Genomic DNA, 22,541 nt, shown 5'->3' on the forward strand with positions numbered 1-22,541 from the left:
GTTCTGTGTCTCCATCCTCATTTTTCCCGGTGTAACTCAGTGTTGTCCAATGATCGAGGGTGGTTTGATTTACCTCGGATTTGGACGGGACTGCGTGGGCAGAAGCCACGGAAAACACGGTAAAACTTGTAGACGCAACAAGTCCTAATAAAACAATAATATTTTTCATGAGATGACCCCTGATGGCTATGAAAATCGATGCTTTGATTGAACAAAATAGGGATATAAAAAGGTAGTAAAAACCCGATCACACCCTGGAGAATTGCACGAGGGATATGGGAAGCGGCTTCGGTCGATGCACATAAGAATTGACCGCTTCTGGATCTGACACTCTGAGTAATGTGTTTTATCTTCGCTCCATTTTGAGGATTTGGGGAGCGGGGAGTCACCCATCAGGGGGGGTATATGTACTATTTTTTGTATATCTAGCAGTCCTAAATAGGTTGTAATATTTTATTGTGGGGGTTTGGTATCCAAACCTGTATGCCATTGGTTCCTCCTGTCCATTTTTAAGTATTTGTTGGTTATAGCAGGTAAATTGGTTGATACAAAATTTAATTAATAGTTTTATTGTTTTTTACGGTTTTAAGTCGTCCGGTCTATTGCAATTTAATAACATTTGTGATTCTGCTTCCGATAGCTCAATCGGTTCCACAGGAATTTGGCTTAACCAGCGTTGAAAAGATCGACCGCCGGGAGCCATAAACCCTTGTAAATGGTCATAGGCGGAACGGCGATAAAACCCACATAGGGGTTCCCAACGGGACTTGGTTTGAGGAATAACGGCTAAAATTGTATCGGGGAGAACGGTTAAACGGGTTTGCCAATGTTGAATCATAGCGGGTTCTAATCGCGGCAAATCACAGGCTAATAACCAAATCCAATCAAAGGGAATTTCTGATAATCCTTGGGATAGGGCGATTAATGGCCCTTGGTTCGGTTCCTTCTCTAATATAACTTCGTAATCCTCGGTTAATAGAGTTTGATACCGTTTCGGCCAAGGTGTAGCAATATATACTTTTTGGCTACAGATAGCCGCCACTTCATAAACTCGCTGAAGCAGGGGTTTTCCTTCATAGAGAACAAAAGCCTTATCCTCACCCATGCGAGAACTTTGACCTCCAGCTAGAATTAAAGCAGCAATAGATAGATCATTCATTTCAAATCCCCGTTGAAAAAGTAATTTTGAATCTCCTGCAATTTAGCCTGAACTTTCCCTTCTGTTATTAAGGATTCAACACTTGATAATCCCGATTCTAAATCTTGACAGACCCCAGAACGCCAGAGATAAAAACCCCCATTCCACAGTGTGGCTTTCATAAATTCACTACTTTGACCCTTTAAAACCGTTTGAATTTGTTCAATTAAAATCGGAGTTGAGGACAGAGTAACTTCCCTACCGTCAAATCCATAATCCCGGGGATGTAATAATAACCGTTCAAAGAAAACATCATCTAAGATAGGATTTTTTGTTAATATTTTTGTAGGATCTTTAACTATTTGGGTTTGTTGACCCGGTTGATGTAGCCCAATAATACAAGTGCGATCGCGGGGTAAATCGCAACTTCCTTCTAACCCTTTAACCGTAATAAAATCCGTTACTCCACGCCAATGAAAAGCTTCTCTAAACATGGTTTCTGTGGGCGGATGTACATACCCACAAACCACTGTTGCTTGTCCTAAATAGGGTTTCCAGATCAATTCCATCGTCGCTAAAGGGGGACGTTTACCAATTTCTCGACGATAGCTAACTAACTTTTCTGCTGCTAAGAAATGTTGGGGAAGATAAACAAATCCCAAACCCAATTCTGCAAAAACCTTTTGTACTTGTGCTAGGGATAATTTAGACCAGTCTAAACCCAACCCCTGCCAAACTTCAATTAAAGGAATTCCCTCCTTGGTGGGCATTCGCTGACCCCCATGTAAAATCACCTGCACCCCGGCGGTAACTAAAATTAAAGCGGTTAAGGGGGCCATTGGAGCTGTGCGAGACCGACCATCATAAGGACAACCCAATACAAACGGCGCGGAAGTCACCGACTGAAGTTGAGGGCCAATTTCTTCATAAGCATCTAACATTCCGGCTAATTCTTCCCCTGTCGGGCGTCGGATGCGATGGGCGATCAAAAATGCACCAATTTGAGCCGGAGTTGCTTCCTCTAATAGCATTAATCTCATGGCTTCGGCCGCTTGAGAACGGGTTAATGCTTCACTGGTATGAGTACCACTGCCCACTTGACGAAGTAAATCCCTAAATCGATCACTCATGTTGATAAAGTTTTAAATTGTAAGATTATCCACTATAGCAATCTACGCTAAGGTTATTTTAACAGAGGCATTTGAGGATTTAAAGCATGAATTGAGCCATTACTTTGATTAGGAATACAATCATGAACTAATTGCCAAAAATAGGCGATCGGAGGAATTTGCATTCGATCGGGTGTGGTCACAATTACCACTTCACGAGTCCAATTTGTATTTACATCCTCAGCCATTAACTCAGAAGAAGCCGAAGATTTGGAAGGGGAAGCTAATTCTCTAACCGCCAAAGTCGGATCGGTTTTGGCTTCTACTAGGGCAGAATATGGTAATAATGCAATCAGTTCCCCCTGACGAATGACTCCACGAAACCCATCTAATGTATTTAACTCTAAAACGGCATTTAATTTGGCTCCGGCCTTAGTAAAGTTTTCTTGAACTAATCGCTGCATTCCATAACCATCTTTAAAAACAACTTGCGGATAACGAATTAATTCATCCCAAGGAATTTGAGAATATTGGGCTAAGGGATGATTGCTTGCCATTAATACTTGAATGGATTCTTGATACAGAACATCAACTAAAAGTTCTCCACTGACGGTAAAAGAACGATTATTCATAATAATAGCAATATCTACTAATCCATCTTTAAGCACTTTTAAAGCCCGATCACTTCCTAAAGAAGTTACCCTTAATTGAACCTCTGGATAAGCATAACAAAACTTCTGTAAAACCGGAGGTAAATAGGAAGAACAAACCGAATGAATTACCGCCACACAAAGTTCCGGCTGTTTTCCCATTAGTAAAGACGCGAGTTCCTCTTTAGCACTATCCCAGGCTTGGCAAATTTTGCGAGCATAGGGCCAAAAGCGTTCACCCCCAATTGTTAATTTAACTTGAGTCGTGCGGTGAAACAAGGGTAAACCGAGTTCTTCTTCTAGTCCTTGTATCTGTCTACTAATTGTTGATTGAGTTAGACCCGATTTCCGTGCTGCTTGTTGAAAACTTCCAGTCTCAGCAACGGACAGAAAAGATTGCAGTTGCTCTAAACGCATAAATACAATTATCAATCATCAGTTATCAGTAATCGGTGTAGAGACGTGCCCGAGCGCAGCGATGCCGTAGGCTATTGGCGCATCTGTACCAGTCATCCGTTATCAGTAAACAGTAAATAGTAAACAGTAAATAGTTATTGGTAAACATTTATCGGTAATCAGTAGAGACATATAGCAGGTGTCTACTGATTACTGATTTCCGATAAAGCGATTAGAATTGCTTGTTTAATATCAGAACTAATATCTTTTTGATGGGATAAATTTTGTAAATATTGATAGGTTTGTTCGGGTTCAATTTGTTTTAAGGCTGAAATACAATGGAATCGTACTGAGGGATTCGGATCAACCAAAAGCTTAATTAAGGGATTAATTGCCTCGATTAATCCTAGTTTTCCCAATTCTAATGCAATCAATTGTTTTGTTTTAGGATCGGAAATTGCCGGATGATTACTATTAATAAAATTGACCAGAATTTGATGGGCTTGTTTTCTCAATTCCAAGGTTTCAAATCTTCCTATACACGGAATAATTTCTCTAACTAGGGTAATTTTTTCTATTGTTTCTGGATTTGAATTTAGATTGAATTGAGGATCAAAAGTCAAGAGAATTTCCTGTAAATAATCTAAACTTTTAGCAGTTTCGATCCATCCCAAGGAACGCACCCCATCTATTTTTAAGGAAATGGGGACACTTTGAGATTGTACTTGTTCAAATAATGCGGCGGCGGCTTCATCGGTTTTTAAACGGGCTAAGGCGAGTTGAGTTTGTTGACAAACTTCCGGTCGAATATCCCATAATAAGGGTTTAAGTTTTTCGACTAAATTGATATTTTCTAATAAATCTAATCTTACTCCTAATCCAATTACCGCTTGTTTTCTAACCTCAGCAACGGGATCATTTAAAGCCTCTAATAAAATCGGGATGACTCTAGGATCATGAAAACTACCTAATGCTTCAATGGCGATCGCTCTAATTTTAGAATTTGGATCATTAACAACAGTTAACAAGGGGGGAATAGTTTCAGAATGGCGAATTTGAGCTAGGGCTTGGGTTGCTAATAATTTAGAATCGGGTTTTTCTAATAATTGAATTAAAGGTGCGATCGCTGAATTTCCTAGATTTGATAAAGTAATAATCGTTATTTCTTGCAGGGATATTTCTGCTTCTGTTGGTTCAGATTTAGAATTTTTGAGCAGATTAATTAAAGGTTCAATAATGATTTCTGATTTAAAATTACCCAAAGTTCTAGCTACAAACCAACGCATTTCTATATCAGCCGTTTCATCTTGTAAAATATTAAGCAATGGCTCTAAAACAGGGGTTCCTAAACTGGGTAAAATCTTGCTCACTTCCCATCGTTGTTGAAAATCTCCCTGTTCTAACTGAGTTAAAATATTATTGAGTAATGCTTCCGGTTCCTGTTGTGAAAAATCAATCTCTGAATTTTCCATAATTTTTTTTCAAAAGATTTGGATATCCCATTTACCCAATAATTTGAGTTTACCAATCCCGTTTTTATCGGTTAAGGTAATTTGTCTTTTAGTTGGGTGTAGTTTCCAGCTTGATTGTTTGTATTCAACAGAATGGTAATCTTTCTGGAATCCGGTGGATTTCCTCTGTTGATTTCTCAACCTCCTGATATACTAACATGAAGATTCTCTACGATCTTACGCAATTCTGGAAACAGTAGGGGGCAACTCCATGAATACCGAGCAATCGGGGCTAGACAGGAGAATCCCACGCGGTTCACCCGTGGGAGTGTCAATACATACTCCCGCAAACAGTAAACATAAAATAGGCTATTCGGGGGTTAATGCTTGTGTAAATAACTGTTCATACTGGTCTAACGCCTGTTCAATACCATAATATTCCTCAGCATATTTTCGTCCAGATTTACCCAAGGCTTCTAATTGTGCTGGATTTTTGTGAAGATCAGTAATCGCCTGGGCTAAACTCTCCGCATCTTCAGGAGGTACCACAATTCCCCCGCCACTTTTAAGAATCACCTCTTTTGCGGTTCCCGTATCAGGAACAGAGCCAATAATAGCACAACCACTGGCTAATAAAACCGGAATTTTTGAGGGTAGATTAAAAACCGTTACTCGTCTTTTTTGCACCACTAATCCCACATCCGCAGCCGCCAACATATCGGGTAATTTTTCCCTGGGTTCAAGGGGAATTAATAAAACATTTTCCGTTTGATATTCTTGACAGACCTTTTCTAACTGTTGTAAAGCCTCCTGTTCCCCAGCAATGACAAAAGAGATTTCAGGAATAGACCCTAATAACTTTGCTGCTTTAATCACCGTTTCTAAACCTTGAGTTAAAGCAATATTTCCAGAATAAAGAACGATAAACTTATCTTCAAGTTGATACTTAATCCTAAAGGAATTATTCGTTTTTGGTAAAGGTTTAATAAAATTAGTATCTACCCAATTCGGAATATAAGCAATTTTATTGTTTGGGATGCCGAGTCCCACTAATTTATCAACAAAACCATCCGCAATTACACTAATCCGATTTACCTTTTCATAAGTCAACTTTTCCACAAATTTAGCAGTTTTAATCACAATACCATCGGGATTAACCAACTTCACCCGCAGGGCAGCTTCCGAAACAATATCCTGAATATTCAAGATCACCGGACAACGGCGCACCCAGGCATAAATACCCACCGGAACACTCACCAATAAAGGAGGAACTGTAGCAAAAATAATATCAGGTCGCCAACCGTTAAACGCCTGAACTATGCTTGTCACCATAAAACTACTATCAAGTAGCATACGATCTAATAATCCGGGTTTCGGGCCACGCACCCAAATATAGCTGCGCTGAATTATCACCCCATTTCGTTCTTCCGTCAGATATAACTTATTTCGGTATCCCTGATAAATCCGGCGTTCTGGGTAATTGGGCATTCCCGTAACTACCCGAACTTCATGGCCGCGCCTGACCAGACCCTCTGCGAGTTCTGTCATCAGAGGAGCAATACCAATCGGTTCAGGATAATAGTTATAGGAGTAAATCAGTATCCGCATACGCTTTAAATCAGTTATCAGTTATCAGTTATCAGTGATCAATTATCGCTAATTTAGGCGAATTACACTGATTTCGCAAAGTAGTTTTGTTGCTTTCTCAACCGTGTAATCTGTGTATAGCAGTCGCCAGACCTATTAGGACAAAGAGTGATGCAGCAAAGCTAGACGGTGAAGTCTTTTCCTCCGGTGTTCCCTCCCCCCCTAGCCCCCCGTGCACGGGGGGTTTGGGGGGCTGTTCCGGTGTTCCCTGCTATAATCCTTTAAATCCGTGATTAAGTTTTGGGTTTGAGTACCAATAGCATTTCTACCTCAACCTGCGAAGGATCGGGAAAGCTGGCACTAATTCCCACACCTCGAATTGAATTTAGTATAGTCATTCTATTGGGTTGAAGGGCGATCGCCGGAGATGCTAATAGATATCCCATCGCCCAAGAAGTAATTTTTTCAATATCCAAATAGACATAACTATGGTGAGAACTGGGTAGGGATTTGCTAATTTCTTGAAATCGTTGGCTGTGATTCAGGGGATTGGTGGGATTCTGAGTCATGGCTTCCACCACTGGCCCCCCAAAGGCAACAAACATCACATTAGGACTTAACCAGCCATGTCCGAATAGTGTTCCCTGTTTAGGGTCATTCCATTCTGTCACCTCAATTCCAGATAAACTCCGTTGTTCAATATTAATCGGAGGATTGCCCCCGGCAACCAGAGTATCGAGTTTATTTAACATTGTTTCTGCGGCGGGGCGATCGCTCGTTTCAATTAACAAAACTCCCCCCAATCCCAAGGACGCTAATACTCCTTTTTCAGAAGCGATCGCAGCCAAGGCAAACTCCCCATCCATCCAGCCAAACACCTCCCTATCCGCATCTAAATTAATTGCTTGCAGTCCCAAACGAATTTGACTAATTATCTTATTCAAATCCCGGTTATTTTCCCCCAAAGTTAAAAACTGTAACCAAATTTGATGCAGATCATGACTATTTACCAGAGCCAGGGTGTCACTAGGGAAACGATCGATCATTTTCCCAAATTCCGGTGGTTGTTGGGATACCTTGCCATTGGGACGTAACTGAGCCATCGCTTTTAAGCGCATCCCATCCCCTTCTACCCCAACTCCAATTACCATAGATTGAATAGGTTTCAGGGAAGATATAGATTGACCGGATAAACTCAAAACTTCTGGCCAAGTGCTACTTAAATCCTGCGTTAACCGATCATAATCGGTAATAAACACCGTCACTAAAGGATTAGCAAGATTTGCACTTTGAAAAAACAGGTCAGATTTTCCCGATAAACTGACCAAGGAAGGAGAACCCATGAAGGTATCGATCGCCCGTTTCACGGTTTCAGGATTAGCCGCAATTACCACCTGATTATTGATCACCGCCACGTTATATTGTTTTCCCGTTTTTTCGGTATAACTCGATAGAGTCACCCCTCGATATTGACTCTGTTGAGATTTAACCTCCGATGAAGCCTTTAATTTTTGGGCAAATTGCCAAGCTTTCCATTTATTTTTAATTCCCACAACCATTAATAACTGGGCATCTGTTGCGGGTTTAATTCCATCAGTAGGAAGTAAAGCCACCATCACCCCACCGATCCAAGGTTGAATATCCTGATTAAAATTAATCGTCGCCCCAGCTAAACTCTGTTGTTGAAAAATTTTTATTCCCCGACTGACTAATGCTTGAGCTTCCGGTGTGCCAAAATTTTGTAATTCTGATAAAACTTGAGGCGTTGCTGACACATAAGTTGCCATAATTGCTTCATCAGGCACAAGTTTGCCACTTTCTAAGGGACTATAGGCTTTGTGCCGCTCAGTTGTTAAGTAAAAGGCGGCGGCGACACTCCCACATACAGTTAGGGCTGCCACGGCCAAAAGCAGCTTAGATTTTTTTCGGGTCAGCATGATGATTTTTAAGCGGGGGTGATCACCAAAGGTTTCGGACAATTCCCTCTATGTTAGCTTGTTACCCTATCGGGGGAATGGCTAAAGATTTGTTAAACTCTAAAGACAAAGGTGCGAGCATTCAGCCATTAATAATGAAAGTAGCAGTTACAGGAGCAACAGGTTTTGTCGGTAGTCGTTTAGTAGAGCGACTCCAACAGTCAGGACATTCGGTATTAGTTCTCACCCGGCATCCAGAGCGGGCAAAACGGGTATTTCCCAGTTATGTCTATTCCCAGTTAGAAATTATTGGTTACACTCCCACCATATCCGGTACTTGGCAACAGGTGATTTCGGGATGTGATGGGGTGGTAAATTTAGCCGGGGCGGGAATTGCCGACGAAAGATGGACACCGCAACGCAAACAGGAAATTTTAGAAAGTCGCTCTACGGCTACCCAAAAATTAGTCGAAGCGATCGCACAAGCTAATTCTAAACCTAGTGTCCTGGTTAGTGCTTCGGCGATTGGCTATTACGGAACCAGCGAAACCGCCCTATTTGATGAACATAGTCCCTCTGGACAGGATTTTTTAGCCAATGTCTGTCTAGCTTGGGAAACCTCAGCCCAACAGGTTAAGGAAACCGGAACTCGTTTAGTTATTTTAAGATTGGGGATTGTTTTAGCCATGGGGGGAGCTTTGGGAAAAATGCTAACTCCCTTTAGAATGTTTGCCGGGGGGCCATTGGGTTCGGGAGAACAGTGGTTTTCTTGGATTCATCGAGAGGATTTAGTTAATTTAATCCTATTAAGTTTAACCAATTCTCAAATCGAAGGGGTACTAAATGCCACGGCTCCCAACCCCGTTAGAATGGGGCAATTGTGTCATGCTTTAGGGGAAGTTCTCAATCGTCCGTCTTGGCTTCCGGTTCCTGATTTTGCCCTGGAAATATTATTAGGAGATGCCGCCCAAGTCATTCTCGAAGGTCAACAAGTCCTACCTAAACGTACCCTATCCTACAATTTTAATTATCAATATCCGACGGTTAAACCTGCCCTAGAAGATATTTTATCTTCTTCATAAATTGGGTATTTTTAAACACGGATTTAAGAGAATTTCACGAATTTTAATCGGCGTTAATCTGCGTAGTCCTCTTAAATCCGTAATAGGTAAGTACCTAAACAAAATTAATTACACATCCTCTACCCTCTACCCTGTTCCCTCCCCCCCCCTAGCCCCCCGTGCACGGGGGGTTTGGGGGGGCTGTTACCTCTATCAACTAGGTAATTTATTTTGTGCAACTACTTAATGGGTTCGGATGACATGATGAATTAACTCCCTAACAAATTCGAGGTAACTGTTCTCCACTCAACATATCAATAATCCGTTTTGCTCCTATTCTACTTTGCATAGTAACCAAAGGATTTGAAGTTTGTTTCACAAAACCAATTAAACTAGATTCGGGTATTTTTGCCTGTAAAATTGATAAGGTTTTTTCAATATCCTTCTCAGGAACAAACACTGCAAACCGTCCTTCATTAGCAACATAAACGGGATCAAATCCCAATATTTCACAGGCTCCCTTGACTTCTTCTAATACCTTAATAGCCGTTTCTTGAATTTCAATTTCTACTTTAGCAGCAGTAGCAATTTCATTTAAGGTACTCGCTAAACCGCCCCGGGTTAAATCGCGTAAACAGTGAATTTCTATTCCCGCCTCTAATAACTCTAAAACCACATCGGCTACAGGCGCGGAATCACTTTCTATCGTCGTTTCAAATTCTAATCCCTCTCGCACCGCCATAATTGCAATCCCATGTCGCCCCAAATCCCCATTAATAATAACAGCATCCCCAGCTTTAACAGATAGGGGATTAATAGTTAAATTATGTTCAATAATTCCGATACCCGATGTATTAATAAAAATCCCATCTCCCTTACCCTTATCAACAACCTTAGTATCTCCCGTGACAATTTTAACCTGAGCTTTTTCGGCAGCAATTTTCATGGATATAATAATTTCCCATAAGGTTTGAATTGGTAAACCTTCTTCTAAAATAAAACCTACACTTAAATATAAAGGACGAGCGCCCGCCATTGCCAAATCATTAACGGTTCCATAAATTGCCATTGAACCAATATCTCCCCCTGGAAAAAATAGGGGATTCACCACATAGGAATCCGTTGTAAAGGCTATTTTATTTCCCTGTAATTGGAGGGTAGCAGCATCGTGTTCAACTTGATTAGAACTTCCAAAAGTAGGTAAAAACATTTTGTCAATTAATTGACGCATGAGTTTACCTCCACCCCCATGAGCGAGTAAAATATGAGGGTATTGTTGAATCGGAATCGGACAAGTTAAACTAAAATCTGGATTAGAGGTCATAGAGAGGTTATTCATAGAATTATTATTAATTCTATAATGAAATTTACGGAACTTCAAAAAATCATGAAAAGTTATTATAATTTCTCTCAAAACTCAACTACTGGTACAACATTTATTACCGTCGGTGCAACGACTGGGGCCGGAATTTATAGCACAATTGGTGGCGTTGGACTGGTGGGAAGTTTTGGGGGAATTGGGTTAGGAATAATGCCCTTAATGGGTGTGGGGGCGGTGGCGGGTGCTGCAACTTATGGAGCATTTAGAGCTATTAATCAAGGGGATGCTATTGCTTGGGGTGCAGTGGGATTAGGGGCAATTTCTGGGATAGGAATTTCTTCGGTTGTGGGAGGAATGGGGTTAGGTTTTGCGGGAACAGGGGTCGGAATTGGTATGGGAACATTAGGGGTTTTTGGCGGAATTGTTGGCTTAGGATTATATGGAATTGCTCAATTAATTGATGCTGGCGGAAGCCCAGAAACAGCATTTCAAGCCTTTGAACGGATGGAAGAACGGATTTTAGATCAGGAATTTTATACCGCCGCATTATTAGAACTTATTCCTGAATTTCAAGAAGAAAAATTGAAACAAAAATTCAATGATTTAGAATTAGATGATGAATTAAAAAAACTTAAACAAAATATTCAAGATTCCCAGAAATCATCCTCTCAAAAAAGTAAAGAAAAACCTAATATTGAAAATCACAATCTTGTTATTCGTCCCCATTCACCAGATTTATTATGGACAGAAACACAACGTTTAGCCGGACATCAAGATTCAATTCATGCTGTGGCTTTTAGTCCTGATGGTCAAACTTTGATTAGTGCCAGTGATGACCGCAATATTCACATTTGGGATGTTAATACAATTAAGAAAAAATATACTTGGTTTATGCCCTATGAGATGTATTCAGTTGCCATTAGTCCTAATTCAGAAATAGTTGCCACGGGGAGTGTTAATGGTCGAATTACCCTCTGGAATTTTCAGACTCGACAACTAAATCGAACTTTATTAGATCTGAATTTTCCTGAAAAAAATATGGGAATTATTACGTCCCTTGTATTTAGTCCCGATGATCAAATTTTAATCAGTGGAAGTAGCGATAAAACCGTTAGACTTTGGTATTTTAAAACCGGACAATCTAAACGAATTTTGAACGGACATACTGATGGAGTTTGGTCTGTAGCGATCTGTTCTCAGAGTCAATTTGTAGCCAGTGGTAGTGCTGATAAAACCATTAGAATTTGGGATCTTAAAACCTATCAAAATCCTATGGTTTTAACCGGACATTCTAACTGGGTGACTTCGGTTTTATTCACTCCTAATGATCAAATTTTAATCAGTGCAAGTGCTGACAATACAATTAAAGTCTGGGATTGGAAAAATCAGCAATTAATTCGGACATTAACCGGACATTCCGCCGCTATTTTTTCAATAGCTTTGAGTCCAAATAGCCAAATTTTGGCGAGTGGAAGTGTGGATAAAACGGTTAAATTATGGAATTGGAAAACCGGAGAATTATTGCAAACGCTCTCCGGTTGTTCTCCCGTTGCCTTTAGTCCCGATGGTCAACGATTAGTTAGTGGAAGTCAAAAGGGTATTTTACAACTCTGGTATCAACAATTGGGTATACCAGAATTAATCGAATTTGAACGTTATCAAAATTGGTGGCAAGTATTAGGAGTACATCCCCAGGCAACACTTAATCAAGTTAAACAAGCCTATTATCAATTAGCAAAAAAATATCATCCTGATCATAACATTAAATCAGAAGCGATCGCTATTATGCAAAAAATTAATCACGCCTATGAGACTTTTTTAAATCAATGGAGTCAAAGGGTGCGATCGCAATCTGTAAAATGATCAACTTAACAAATATAAAGATTAGTAACTAAATGAAAAAAACAAGACTAATTATAATTTTTGAATAAAGTTATTTGTGTACTATTATAACATAATTTAGATATTTCGCAATTTTATTTCGAGTGACTGATTATTCATGTTGCATTTCAATCGCTCTTGATAAAGATACATAATATCGTTAATAGCTACTTCTTTGACTTCAATTGAATTAACTAATTTAATCTGTCTGGTTGTTCCTCTTGTAATAATCCAAACTTGTTTATGATGATTATAAAATTCTTCTGTTGTTCTTCCAGATAATTCAATACTACCTTGCTTCAGTTTATTACAATAATTATTTATTTGTTCACTTTTACTGTTTTCTATATTCTGAAAATCAAGAGTACAATCATAAATAACTGCTAAATTTCCAATTTTGAAAAAACCATCAGCCTTTCCTGCTTGCCTTTCTCCTGTAAAATTATATACTGTCTCTATTCCCAATAATTTTAGTAAATAATAAGCATATTCTTCAAATTCTTTCCAGTTATTTGTTATGATAATTTTATCAAAAAATCTGGGTGATAAATCTGAATCTAATTGTATTTTTTGATTCTGGTTATCCTTGTTAATATCTGAAATTTTATTAGGAATAAAATTATCATTTAAAGTAAAAGCAATTAACTTATTCATAACTCTCTGAAATTCAAGCATTTCATCCGTAAAAATACGCATTTTGGTGCTAATAAATTCATTCTCTAACTTTTTTCTTTGATCTATTACAATATATTTAGTACCATTTTTTGATTCCTTAACCTCAAAGAAATAGTAATGGGAACTGCTAAAATATTTTTCTTCTAAAAAAATTAGATTGTTTGGCGATAAATTAGATTCTATTTGATGATTATGATAATTGTTATCGGTTTCAGTAACAGGAGTGTCATTTAAGGAAAAATTAATTAGCTTATTCAAAATTCTTTGAAATTCAAGCATTTCATTTTCAAAAATACGCATTTTCGTACTAATAAATTCATTGTCTAACTTTTTTCGTTGATTGATAATAATATATTTAGAGCTATTTTTGGCTTCTTTGACTTCAAAAAAATAATGATGTGAACCGCTAAAATATCTTTCTGCTAAAAGAAGATTCCTCTTTTCAGAAGAAAACCAATTTTCCGTCATATTTTTTATCCTTTTATATTAGCTGAGTTATTAAGTATAATATCAATATATATCATAACATCAGAAATGCAACTTTAAAGCAAGTTGAATCTCAGAAGTTTTTGGAATAGTTGATAACTCTTTCTCTTTCCTCAAACTAATACTGTCTAAATAAGGAATAAGAGCATATCCAATACATTCTGCTAAACGGGGAGGAACTGCATTTCCAATTTGCCACATCACTTTTTTCATCGTTCCTTCAAAGATAAAAGAATCAGGAAATGACTGTAATCTAGCCATTTCACGAGCAGAAATTACTCGATTAAGATAGGGATGAATATGGGTTCCACCGTGATTTTCTTTTATGGTCATACTGGGTTTACCTGGATATTGACGTTTGAACGCATCAAGATAAGTTTCATAGAGAGAACCTCCGGGGGGAACTTGTGCAATTCGCTGCATATATTCAGGAGAATGGCGAGTCCATTCATGATTAATTTCAGGAATGGGTGTATACTCAGGAAGATCAGAAATAACAGATTCAATGGGCTGATATTGTTCGGGTAAAAGTTGAGGTTTAGGATAAGGGTTTTGAAGTCCAAATCGATTGGCAATAAATATCGCTCTAGGTCGAATTTGAGGGACTCCATAGGCAGCAGATTCAAGAATAACAACTGAAATATTTGAGTAACCTATGGCTTGAAATTGTTCAAATACTTCCTGTTTAATTTTTCCATTTTTCAGGGTTAGAATACCCGGTACATTTTCCATCACAACGTACCAAGGCAGAATTTCGGACACAACACGAATAAACTGTTTAAATAAGTTATTTCTGGGATCATCGGGATTTCGTTTTCCGGCAACAGAAAATCCTTGACAGGGAGGGCCACCCACAACAAGATGAATCGGGGGTAAATGCAATTTTTCCAAAGATTTTATTGGGTTGAATTCATGAATATCACCACAAAAATGATTACAACTTGGAAAATTCTTTTGATGAGTTGCTGAAGCAATGGGATTAATTTCAACACTGGCTACAGGATTAAATTTTGCTTGAACTAAACCTTGAGTAAATCCCCCTGCACCACAAAAAAGATCGATAAAGTTATAGTTAAATGAGGATACAGGCTGATTATCAATATCAATAAAAACTTGATAGGGATCAGATTGAGTGTTTAATAGTTGCCGTTGAAGTTTCTCATAGCGACCTAATTTTGCTTGTTTTTGTTTTTTAGCAGTAGATTCTGTTTGTGTAGTGGTAAATAAAGATAACTGTAAATCCATTTAAACCAGCCTATTATTAATTAGCAAAACAATATCATCCTGATCATAACATTAAATCAGAAGCGATCGCTGTTATGCAAAGAATTAATCACGCCTATGAGACTTTTTTAAATGAATGGAGTCAAACGTGATTTTCGAGGAGAAATTGTTACTGTTGCAGTCAGGAATACAAAAGGAATGTCTGTTTCTCTTGCAATTGAAAGTTTACCACCATTTCGCCGACCTGCAAAATTTGGTGGAACTGGAAAAGACCCTATATGGCAAATTGATGACAGAATTAGGTATTTTATACTATCAAATTCCGTTAATTTTAATCAATATTAAGCCTTTTCTAAAGGCGCCATTGTTAACCCTTCTCGACTTAATTGTTGATGATATAATTCCGCTTGTTCTTGGGGGCCAACCCATACCGTCGCTTGACCTTCATAATGGACTTGATTTGTTAATTCCCAGGCGCTATCGGCGGTCATCCCAGGAATATATTTCATCAAACAATTAGAAACGTGTTCAAAGGTATTAAAATCATCGTTCAAGACAATGACTTTATAATTAGGATAGGTTTGATTAACAGTTTGACGAGAGCGAGTTGGTGCAATAGTGGGTGAACTTGCCATGCCGCGAATAGATGCTAAAATTCCCATATTCATATCAATAACCCCAATTTCAAACACAATACAAATTAAACAATAATTTTTTATCCTCTCAACCCAAACCTGAATGATTGAGGTTTTTGGAAGTGATTTAGAATCATTATACCTTAAAATGAGTATTGTGGTTGTCAATTGGTTAGAAATGATTTTAAGGACTGGTGATGATCCAGATGCAGTTGCTAATTGAGAAAATGATACAATGACTTATTATATTGCTACTGTTCATAAAGATACTGACAGTGATTATGGAGTGCAGTTTTATGATTTTCCGGGTTGTATTACTGCGGAAGAAACTATAGAAGCCACACAAATTATAGCTCAAGAAGCCTTAATAGGTCATATTAATTTAATGGTTGCTGATGGAGATGAAATTCCAGTTCCCAGTTCCCTAGAAACAATTTTAAGCGATAGTGATCATCAAGATGCGATCGCATTTTTAGTGATTCATATTCCTGATAAAACTTTCAATAGAATTAACACTTCGACTAACAAACAACAACAACCCTTAAAGTTTGCCAAAAGCTCCCCAAATTAAACCGGAAACCATCCCCCAAATACTGCCAATTCCAGCCGATACAATAATTGAACCAATTAATAAAGAAGTTGTGCCTGTTGTTGCAGAAGTATCTAAAAAATTAGCAAAACTTGTTGCGGCTAAAACTCCTAAACCTGCTCCAGAAATTGCCCCTAAAAAATTACCCCAAATTGCCCCAATAAAAGCTCCCCTTCGTCCATATAAATTTAGGGATAAAGGCAAACTGGGAGCGCCTCCAACAGTTCCAAATAACCCTCCGGCTAAACTTCCACCAATAGTTCCCACACCCGCCGCCACAATCGCCGTTGCCATTATTCTTAGGGCAATTTCCGAGGAATTTGAGGTAGAATTAATATTAGAATTAGTCAGTTCAAATTGTTGCCAACCTACAGCTAAAATTCCTAAACAAACTCCCCCTAAAGTTCCTAAATATGACCCCCAAACTCCCCCAACAAATGCCCCACGTCTCCCCCATAATCGTCCAATATGAGGTAAGGATAAAGGAGGTTTAAATAAATGCCAAACCGCACCCCAAACCATGCCCATTAAAGCCCCCCACATTAAGGTTTGACCAATTAGGGGTTCGGTGTTCCATACTCCTAAAATTAATCCGGCAATTACCGCCGCCACAAAAATCCCTGACCAGCCCCCCACAATTAACGCCAATACTCGGTTTAATCCCCCCGGTGGAGGGAGATACACACTAATTACTATCCCTATAAATGCTCCCCACATTGCCCCCACCATTAACCCGCCAATAATTGCTTCTTTTCCTTGCACAAAAGCAACAATTAGGGCAATAATTGCTGATAAAACTGACGTTCCCCACAACCCGCCTAAGACAACTCCTTCAAATATATTACCTAATAAATTTTGGAGATAAAAATTAGGAGATTGGGGCAAAACTAAGGTTTTTTTAGCTGTTGGTTGAGCAAAAATAGAACGGTTTGTCGGAGTGAATAAAGGACGATTATTAACCGGAATAGGTTTATTATTTAAAACTCTTTTTCGTTTACGTTTTAGGGGTTGTAAATTCTGTTTTTGTTTGACTGCTAAACGGGAAGGAAATGGGTCGCGCCCTCCTAATTTTTCCGTGCGATCGCACCAAGGACAATGGCTTAAATGATTACCATAACGATGTTCTGATTGTTGGTTACAGGTAATTAAATTCGCTTCGGCTTCTTTTAATACTATTAACCAAGTTTTCGCATCCGGTCTAGCTTGGGGATTATTATATGCAGTTTCAAAACATTGAATAAATAATTGTTGCAATTTTGGATACAAGATTTCAAAAGGAGGAGCATAGGGCATGGGTTGATAGGGAACCTGTTTTGTGCCATAGACAAAATGACCCGCCCGCACCCTAGACTCAATGGCTGGAGGGTCGCCACTGCCTTGATAAACTCCGGAAAAGGGGTGAGTCCCTTCCATCAATAACAGAAAAATTAATACCGCCAGTCCAAACCGATCCTGTTCGGGGGTACGGTTTAAGTCCCGAAAGGCTTGTCCCTGGAGTTCTGGGGGGGTAAATTCGGCTTTTCCCACGGGACAGCGATAAATTAACCCGGTATCGGGATCTCTAACTTGAAAGGAGTCGGTATCAACCAGGGTTACTAAAGCAGTATCACTAACTAAAATATTAGATTCATTAACATCACCAATAATATATCCACTACTATGTAAATCGGCAATAGAAGCGACTAAATTACACGCGGTACGATGGAGATATAAATAGTTAAATAAAGGCTTTTGTTCCCGGCGACTTTTAGGGGTATAAAAAATATGAATTGGGGTAGCTTTATGCACCCGGGGCATTAAATAACCGACAATTTGGCGCTTATTATCGGTGGTATGCAGCAGGTCAACGGGCCAAGCGATCGCCGTCATTTCCGGGGAAACCATCGCCGTTGCTGGGGGATAGTTATACATGACGGTGAGTTTCTCGGCGTCTTCGTCGTTGGGTTTATGGTAGATTTTGGCAACTAAATTCGGATCTTCTAATATGCCATAGATGCGTCCTTCCCCCCCACTCCCTAGAGGGGTGTGGGTATCGAGAGTGATGGTTTGTCCGTTGAATTGGCGTTGCAGCCGCATAGCAAGTTGGGGGTAAAACCGTTGCGCTGATAAATCGTACTTCCAGCATAGCGTTTTAGGTTCGTTGTTGGGATGAGTGCCCCTAGAAGAATGGGCTAAAGCCCAACAACTATTTTAGGTTGAGAAAATTGTTTAAGGCGGTGACTACTTTTGGGGGCCACCTTCTAACGGTTTTTACCCAATTAATATTTTTATATCGGGCATCAAGTCCCACTACAGCTACCCAATTACTTTCGGCTTCTCCTGGTTTTCCAATATCCCATAAACAGGCTGTTAGGGCGGCACGCATATCGGCAAAATTAGGATATTTACGCACTAGATTGTTCATGGTTTTTAGGGCTAATTCAGTTTCTCCTAATTGATATAATGTTAAAGCATAATTTCCCCGCGCAAAGGAATAATTTTTATCTAAATCACTGGCGGTCTGATAATCTAAAAGGGCTGCTGACCAGTTTTCTAATCCCGCTTCCGCATTGCCCCGATTATTATAAGCCACAGGATCATTAGGGTTAATTTCTAATACTTTATTATAGTCGGCGATCGCTTTTTCCCACTCTCCTAAACCTTCATAAGCTACCCCTCGGTTTAAATAGGAATCAGGAAAATTAGGAGATAATTCTATAGATTTATTATAGTCAGAAATCGCCGAATTTAGTTTATTTTGACTAACTCTAACATTGCCTCGGTTACTCCACATCGCCGGATTTTCAGGATATTGATCAATAATTTCAGTCCAGTAGGTTTCTGCTTGGGAAAATTGACCCTTTTGAGTCGCGGTAAATGCTTGTTCAAGTAAGGTATCCAGATCAGAAGATAGGGATTGATTTTCAGCCCCTAGGGGGGTTATATTTCCCCAAGTAAAAATCAGGATACTGAAAAATAGAACTATAATTCGGTGAAACCAACGCATTTTAGGTATTAATCAGAACAGGGAATAGGGAATTACGAATTAGGATGGCTATAGTTTAAATCCTTAACAACTTATTCATCCAAATCAATTCTCCCTTGAACTCCTTGAATAATTCGAGATAATTCATTCTTTTCATTAACAGAAATTCGGCTAGGAGAACCACTAATAATCCGTTCATAATCACGGAAAGAATCCGTAATTACCGGGCCATTCTCACTAATAGTATATTCTCTAATCCCTTTATCATGCCAGGAACCCCGCATTTTGAACACATTCAACGCCCGACACATTTCCCCACGAATTTCCACATATTGCAGCATCAAAATCGTATCGGTAATCGTTGAAATATGGGAATCTGTAATAGAATTAGACCCCATAAATTGATCGGTTGTATTGGTGAAAAATCCCGTAATTTCCTCTTGTTTAGCATAACCAGTCACCCCAATCACAAATTGACGGAAGGCGTTATTACTCACCCCTCGCGCTAAAGCTGATAAGGAATCAATCGCAATTCGATCAGGTTTAAAATCGGAAATTTCCGATTTAATAATTTGCAAATGATCTTCTAAACCAGTAGATTCAGGATAACTGCATAAAATTTTCAGTAATCCTTTGCTTTCCATTTCTTCAAAATCAATTCCCCAGGAACTCGCATTTCTAAATAATTGAGATCGGGATTCTTCATAGGCAAATAACAGCGCCCGTTGACCATTTCTACAGGCATTTTCCAGAAAAATACTAACTAATAAAGTTTTACCTGTTCCCGTGGCTCCGGTCGCCAGAATAATCGAATCTTTGAAGAAACCACCCCCACACATTTTGTCCAGGGTTGTATTTCCAGAAGAAACCCTAACATTAGAGGAGCGTTGGGTAAGTCGCATCGCACCCAAGGGAAAAATACTAATTCCATCATTAGTAATCGTAAACGGATATTCCCCTTTCATGTGGGTGGTTCCCCGTAATTTCAGAATTTCCGCCGTGCGCCGACGTCGTTCTCCTTCTAAAGCATTTCTCAAAATTACGACATTATCGGAGACAAATTCTTCCACCCCAAACCGAGCCACGGGGCCATATTCAGCCTCTCGTTCCGTTGTCATAATCGTAGTGGCTCCCACCTGTTTCAGTCGCGCCACCAGGCGAAAAATCTCCCGTCTCACCACTCCAGCACCATCATATTGTTGGAAAACGGCTGTTACTGAATCAATTGATACTCGTCTAGCTTTATATTTACGAATAGCATATTGAATCCGTTCAATTAATGCGGATAGGTCAAAATTTCCGACTATATCCTGTCCTTCTGGGTCGGGAGAAGCATCTAAGATAAATAGTTTCCCTTCATCAATTAATTTTTGCAGATCCCATCCAAAACTAGAAGCGTTTTTAATAATATCTGTGGGTGATTCTTCAAAGGTAATAAAAATCCCTGGTTCATCAAAATAGACAATTCCGTTGTAGAGAAAGTGAACTGCAAATAAGGTTTTTCCGGTACCTGACGTTCCGCTAACTAGAGTAGCTCTAGCAATAGGCATTCCCCCATGACTAATATCATCAAATCCCTCTATCATGGTGCGGATTTTTTGCACCCCGGTTAGTTTGCGCTCATTACTTTCGATATCCTGAGAACTTTCAGTCATAAATTTTAAATTTTAAAAAACGTAGCTGATAATAATGCTACATTTACCACAAAATCTGGAACATTGACACTCCCCCGCCAAGCCAACCTACAAAGGCGGGAGATGGGGTGATCAAATTGAGAAACTATTGTATAGGGGTAAATACCGGAACTTGAGGGCTATTTTCATTCATCCATTAGTTCTTCGTAAAGAAGATCAAGCCCAATTAAGACTTTTTCGCGATCGGACAGATCCCCAATAATTTTCCGCACCGGGGGAGGTAAAATTTTGGAGAGGGTAGGGGTTGCCAAAATTTTGTCTTCCTCCGCCAGTTGAGGATTTTTAAGCACATCAATCACTTTTAAGGCATAAACCCCTTGAAATTCCTGTTCTAAGATGTCTTTCAGGGTTTTTAACGCCCGGACTGAATTAGGCGTATTTCCAGCCACATAGAGTTTAAGGACATAAGTTTTTTGGAGAGGGCTCATAGATTTTTAGGGGTTAATAAGTAACATCCACTTAGTCTGCTAGGGTGAGAATCTCCACACCTGTTTCTGTAACCGCAACGGTATGTTCAAATTGGGCGGAGAGTTTTTGATCCTTGGTGATAGCCGTCCAACCATCGTCTAAAACTTGGGCTTCCCAAGTCCCTTCATTAATCATGGGTTCGATGGTAAAGACCATCCCCGGACGTAGACGTTTTCCTTTTCCCCGTTTTCCATAGTGGGGAATTTGGGGGGCGGTATGAAATACCGTATTCACCCCATGACCGACAAAATCTCGGACGACGGAAAAGCCCTGGGCTTCGGCATATTCTTGAATGGCCGCCCCAATATCCCCCACCCGTCCATCGGGTTTAACGGCTTCAATTCCTCGCCTTAAACATTCTTCTGTGACTTCGACTAATTTTTGGGCAATGGCCGAAGGCGTCCCCACAAAAAAGGTGCGAGACACATCACCATAATAGCCGTCTAGGATGGGGGTAACATCGACATTGATAATATCCCCGTCTTTGAGAATCTGTTTGGCGTTGGGGATACCATGGCAGATGACTTCATTGACGCTGGTACAGATTGATTTGGGGAATCCATGATAGCCCAATGGGGCACTGCGAGCGCCATGTTCCTGTGTCCAGTTTTCGGCTTCATCGTTGAGTTCTAGGGTGCTCACCCCGGGTTGAATCATCGGTTCGAGATAATTTAACAGTTGCACCGCCAGACGTCCGGCTTGGCGCATTTTTTCGATTTCTCGACTGGATAAAAGAACAATTGTTTCACTGCCCATTTGTTTGTTAAAAATCTGGATGTGTCTCGCAGGTTATCAGCGTTTCTACTACGGTATCATAAAAATAACCACAAATACTAATCAACGTGGAAATGATAAATAATTTCACCGTTTGATTTTTGTTCAAATTTGCCATTTAACTCTTGAGATTTTTTATCTAAAAATAATTTAGCTTCGAGTCGGGATAAATGGGTATATTGAGCTAATTTTTGGATACTAATTTCTCCACCTTGGACTTTAACTAAATGCCAAAAGATGGAACTAATCCGTCGAGAACGAGCTTGATTTTTTTGACGGCGTTCTTGATACCATTCCCATGCGACCCATCCCCCAATTCCCAAGGAAGGTAAACCTAAAATTAATCCCCCTAAAATAATACTGAGTCTACCATCAGCAGTTGAATTAGGATTAATTAATTCCGTGGCGATCGCTAATAAACAACCCATTCCTACCGGAACTAATAAACTCGCTGTGATTACCTTCAGGAACTGCATCGTTTTTCCTCCCCACCGAGAGAGCGTGGAACACCATTAAAGCCG

20 protein-coding genes are annotated in these 22,541 nt (G+C 39.5%); 4 read left to right on the top strand and 16 right to left on the bottom strand.

Annotated features, from left to right (window positions below):
- Positions 1-577: 577 nt before the first annotated feature.
- The 6 genes from AC559H_RS22810 to AC559H_RS22835 all read right to left on the bottom strand — a co-directional run bounded on the left by AC559H_RS22810 (position 578) and on the right by AC559H_RS22835 (position 8,268).
- The gene (locus AC559H_RS22810; RefSeq protein ID WP_026794839.1) at positions 578-1,159 is read right to left on the bottom strand and encodes a molybdenum cofactor guanylyltransferase; all 582 of its coding nucleotides are present in this window, start codon (positions 1,157-1,159) and stop codon (positions 578-580) included.
- Positions 1,156-2,268, bottom strand: coding sequence for an anthranilate phosphoribosyltransferase family protein (locus AC559H_RS22815; RefSeq protein WP_026794838.1), 1,113 nt, complete (start codon positions 2,266-2,268; stop codon positions 1,156-1,158). The genes AC559H_RS22810 and AC559H_RS22815 overlap by 4 nt, the downstream gene beginning before the upstream one ends.
- A 53-nt stretch (positions 2,269-2,321) precedes the next feature.
- On the bottom strand, positions 2,322-3,314 hold the full coding sequence (locus AC559H_RS22820) for a LysR family transcriptional regulator (protein WP_042155515.1): 993 nt from the start codon (positions 3,312-3,314) through the stop codon (positions 2,322-2,324).
- 182 nt (positions 3,315-3,496) lie between these two features.
- The gene (locus AC559H_RS22825) at positions 3,497-4,765 is read right to left on the bottom strand and encodes a HEAT repeat domain-containing protein (protein WP_051319701.1); all 1,269 of its coding nucleotides are present in this window, start codon (positions 4,763-4,765) and stop codon (positions 3,497-3,499) included.
- A gap of 348 nt (positions 4,766-5,113) precedes the next feature.
- Positions 5,114-6,352: a glycosyltransferase family 4 protein gene (locus tag AC559H_RS22830; RefSeq protein WP_026788615.1), complete on the bottom strand. Its 1,239-nt coding sequence runs from the start codon at positions 6,350-6,352 to the stop codon at positions 5,114-5,116.
- A gap of 272 nt (positions 6,353-6,624) precedes the next feature.
- Positions 6,625-8,268, bottom strand: coding sequence for a DUF3352 domain-containing protein (locus AC559H_RS22835; protein WP_036833156.1), 1,644 nt, complete (start codon positions 8,266-8,268; stop codon positions 6,625-6,627).
- A 134-nt stretch (positions 8,269-8,402) separates the two neighbouring features.
- Between AC559H_RS22835 and thyD the strand changes: the two genes are divergently transcribed.
- On the top strand, positions 8,403-9,329 hold the full coding sequence (gene thyD / locus AC559H_RS22840; RefSeq protein ID WP_026788617.1) for a thylakoid membrane protein ThyD: 927 nt from the start codon (positions 8,403-8,405) through the stop codon (positions 9,327-9,329).
- Positions 9,330-9,585: 256 nt separating this feature from the next.
- Here thyD and hypE read toward each other — a convergent pair whose 3' ends face one another.
- The gene (hypE, locus tag AC559H_RS22845; RefSeq protein ID WP_026788618.1) at positions 9,586-10,632 is read right to left on the bottom strand and encodes a hydrogenase expression/formation protein HypE; all 1,047 of its coding nucleotides are present in this window, start codon (positions 10,630-10,632) and stop codon (positions 9,586-9,588) included.
- A gap of 63 nt (positions 10,633-10,695) precedes the next feature.
- Here hypE and AC559H_RS22850 point away from each other — a divergent pair, with 63 nt between their 5' ends.
- Complete coding sequence (locus tag AC559H_RS22850) at positions 10,696-12,492, top strand: DnaJ domain-containing protein (RefSeq protein WP_036833174.1); 1,797 nt, start codon at positions 10,696-10,698, stop codon at positions 12,490-12,492.
- A gap of 96 nt (positions 12,493-12,588) precedes the next feature.
- Here AC559H_RS22850 and AC559H_RS22855 read toward each other — a convergent pair whose 3' ends face one another.
- Both AC559H_RS22855 and AC559H_RS22860 read right to left on the bottom strand, forming a co-directional pair.
- Positions 12,589-13,653 carry a hypothetical protein gene (locus AC559H_RS22855; protein ID WP_202806357.1) on the bottom strand — a complete coding sequence of 355 codons (1,065 nt, stop codon included), beginning with the start codon at positions 13,651-13,653 and terminating at the stop codon, positions 12,589-12,591.
- 60 nt (positions 13,654-13,713) lie between these two features.
- Complete coding sequence (locus AC559H_RS22860; RefSeq protein WP_026794835.1) at positions 13,714-14,916, bottom strand: DNA cytosine methyltransferase; 1,203 nt, start codon at positions 14,914-14,916, stop codon at positions 13,714-13,716.
- A 111-nt stretch (positions 14,917-15,027) separates the two neighbouring features.
- Here AC559H_RS22860 and AC559H_RS22865 point away from each other — a divergent pair, with 111 nt between their 5' ends.
- A complete protein-coding gene (locus AC559H_RS22865; RefSeq protein WP_036833858.1) occupies positions 15,028-15,240 on the top strand; it encodes a hypothetical protein in 213 nt (70 codons plus the stop codon).
- Here AC559H_RS22865 and clpS read toward each other — a convergent pair.
- Positions 15,237-15,530, bottom strand: coding sequence for an ATP-dependent Clp protease adapter ClpS (gene clpS, locus AC559H_RS22870; protein WP_026788621.1), 294 nt, complete (start codon positions 15,528-15,530; stop codon positions 15,237-15,239). The two genes, AC559H_RS22865 and clpS, sit on opposite strands and share 4 nt — an antisense overlap.
- 235 nt (positions 15,531-15,765) lie before the next feature.
- Between clpS and AC559H_RS22875 the strand changes: the two genes are divergently transcribed.
- Positions 15,766-16,101 carry a type II toxin-antitoxin system HicB family antitoxin gene (locus AC559H_RS22875; RefSeq protein ID WP_081692279.1) on the top strand — a complete coding sequence of 112 codons (336 nt, stop codon included), beginning with the start codon at positions 15,766-15,768 and terminating at the stop codon, positions 16,099-16,101.
- Here AC559H_RS22875 and AC559H_RS22880 read toward each other — a convergent pair.
- From AC559H_RS22880 to AC559H_RS22905, 6 genes are all read right to left on the bottom strand, one after another.
- A complete protein-coding gene (locus AC559H_RS22880; protein WP_026794834.1) occupies positions 16,072-18,195 on the bottom strand; it encodes a DNA-binding protein in 2,124 nt (707 codons plus the stop codon). The genes AC559H_RS22875 and AC559H_RS22880 overlap by 30 nt on opposite strands.
- A 109-nt stretch (positions 18,196-18,304) precedes the next feature.
- Positions 18,305-19,105, bottom strand: coding sequence for a tetratricopeptide repeat protein (locus AC559H_RS22885; protein ID WP_036833860.1), 801 nt, complete (start codon positions 19,103-19,105; stop codon positions 18,305-18,307).
- Positions 19,106-19,176: 71 nt separating this feature from the next.
- Positions 19,177-20,739, bottom strand: coding sequence for a circadian clock protein KaiC (kaiC, locus tag AC559H_RS22890; protein WP_026788630.1), 1,563 nt, complete (start codon positions 20,737-20,739; stop codon positions 19,177-19,179).
- A gap of 164 nt (positions 20,740-20,903) precedes the next feature.
- Positions 20,904-21,206, bottom strand: a complete 303-nt coding sequence (kaiB, locus tag AC559H_RS22895; RefSeq protein ID WP_026788631.1) for a circadian clock protein KaiB — start codon at positions 21,204-21,206, stop codon at positions 20,904-20,906.
- A gap of 31 nt (positions 21,207-21,237) precedes the next feature.
- Entirely contained in the window at positions 21,238-22,002 is a 765-nt protein-coding gene (gene map / locus AC559H_RS22900; protein ID WP_026794832.1) for a type I methionyl aminopeptidase, read from the bottom strand.
- Positions 22,003-22,079: 77 nt separating this feature from the next.
- Positions 22,080-22,496, bottom strand: coding sequence for a hypothetical protein (locus AC559H_RS22905; RefSeq protein WP_026794831.1), 417 nt, complete (start codon positions 22,494-22,496; stop codon positions 22,080-22,082).
- Between the last annotated feature and the right edge of the window lie 45 nt (positions 22,497-22,541).

Source organism: Planktothrix prolifica NIVA-CYA 540, assembly GCF_963864145.1.
GTDB classification, from domain to species: Bacteria; Cyanobacteriota; Cyanobacteriia; order Cyanobacteriales; family Microcoleaceae; genus Planktothrix; species Planktothrix agardhii.

What these genes read in the sequence shown, in the direction of transcription:
- AC559H_RS22810 (WP_026794839.1), bottom strand. Translation starts at nt 1,159, where the DNA reads ATGAATGATCTATCTATTGCTGCTTTAATTCTAGCTGGAGGTCAAAGT.
- AC559H_RS22815 (WP_026794838.1), bottom strand. Translation starts at nt 2,268, where the DNA reads ATGAGTGATCGATTTAGGGATTTACTTCGTCAAGTGGGCAGTGGTACT.
- AC559H_RS22820 (WP_042155515.1), bottom strand. Translation starts at nt 3,314, where the DNA reads ATGCGTTTAGAGCAACTGCAATCTTTTCTGTCCGTTGCTGAGACTGGA.
- AC559H_RS22825 (WP_051319701.1), bottom strand. Translation starts at nt 4,765, where the DNA reads ATGGAAAATTCAGAGATTGATTTTTCACAACAGGAACCGGAAGCATTA.
- AC559H_RS22830 (WP_026788615.1), bottom strand. Translation starts at nt 6,352, where the DNA reads ATGCGGATACTGATTTACTCCTATAACTATTATCCTGAACCGATTGGT.
- AC559H_RS22835 (WP_036833156.1), bottom strand. Translation starts at nt 8,268, where the DNA reads ATGCTGACCCGAAAAAAATCTAAGCTGCTTTTGGCCGTGGCAGCCCTA.
- thyD (WP_026788617.1), top strand. Translation starts at nt 8,403, where the DNA reads ATGAAAGTAGCAGTTACAGGAGCAACAGGTTTTGTCGGTAGTCGTTTA.
- hypE (WP_026788618.1), bottom strand. Translation starts at nt 10,632, where the DNA reads ATGACCTCTAATCCAGATTTTAGTTTAACTTGTCCGATTCCGATTCAA.
- AC559H_RS22850 (WP_036833174.1), top strand. Translation starts at nt 10,696, where the DNA reads ATGAAAAGTTATTATAATTTCTCTCAAAACTCAACTACTGGTACAACA.
- AC559H_RS22855 (WP_202806357.1), bottom strand. Translation starts at nt 13,653, where the DNA reads ATGACGGAAAATTGGTTTTCTTCTGAAAAGAGGAATCTTCTTTTAGCA.
- AC559H_RS22860 (WP_026794835.1), bottom strand. Translation starts at nt 14,916, where the DNA reads ATGGATTTACAGTTATCTTTATTTACCACTACACAAACAGAATCTACT.
- AC559H_RS22865 (WP_036833858.1), top strand. Translation starts at nt 15,028, where the DNA reads ATGAATGGAGTCAAACGTGATTTTCGAGGAGAAATTGTTACTGTTGCA.
- clpS (WP_026788621.1), bottom strand. Translation starts at nt 15,530, where the DNA reads ATGGCAAGTTCACCCACTATTGCACCAACTCGCTCTCGTCAAACTGTT.
- AC559H_RS22875 (WP_081692279.1), top strand. Translation starts at nt 15,766, where the DNA reads ATGACTTATTATATTGCTACTGTTCATAAAGATACTGACAGTGATTAT.
- AC559H_RS22880 (WP_026794834.1), bottom strand. Translation starts at nt 18,195, where the DNA reads ATGCGGCTGCAACGCCAATTCAACGGACAAACCATCACTCTCGATACC.
- AC559H_RS22885 (WP_036833860.1), bottom strand. Translation starts at nt 19,105, where the DNA reads ATGCGTTGGTTTCACCGAATTATAGTTCTATTTTTCAGTATCCTGATT.
- kaiC (WP_026788630.1), bottom strand. Translation starts at nt 20,739, where the DNA reads ATGACTGAAAGTTCTCAGGATATCGAAAGTAATGAGCGCAAACTAACC.
- kaiB (WP_026788631.1), bottom strand. Translation starts at nt 21,206, where the DNA reads ATGAGCCCTCTCCAAAAAACTTATGTCCTTAAACTCTATGTGGCTGGA.
- map (WP_026794832.1), bottom strand. Translation starts at nt 22,002, where the DNA reads ATGGGCAGTGAAACAATTGTTCTTTTATCCAGTCGAGAAATCGAAAAA.
- AC559H_RS22905 (WP_026794831.1), bottom strand. Translation starts at nt 22,496, where the DNA reads ATGCAGTTCCTGAAGGTAATCACAGCGAGTTTATTAGTTCCGGTAGGA.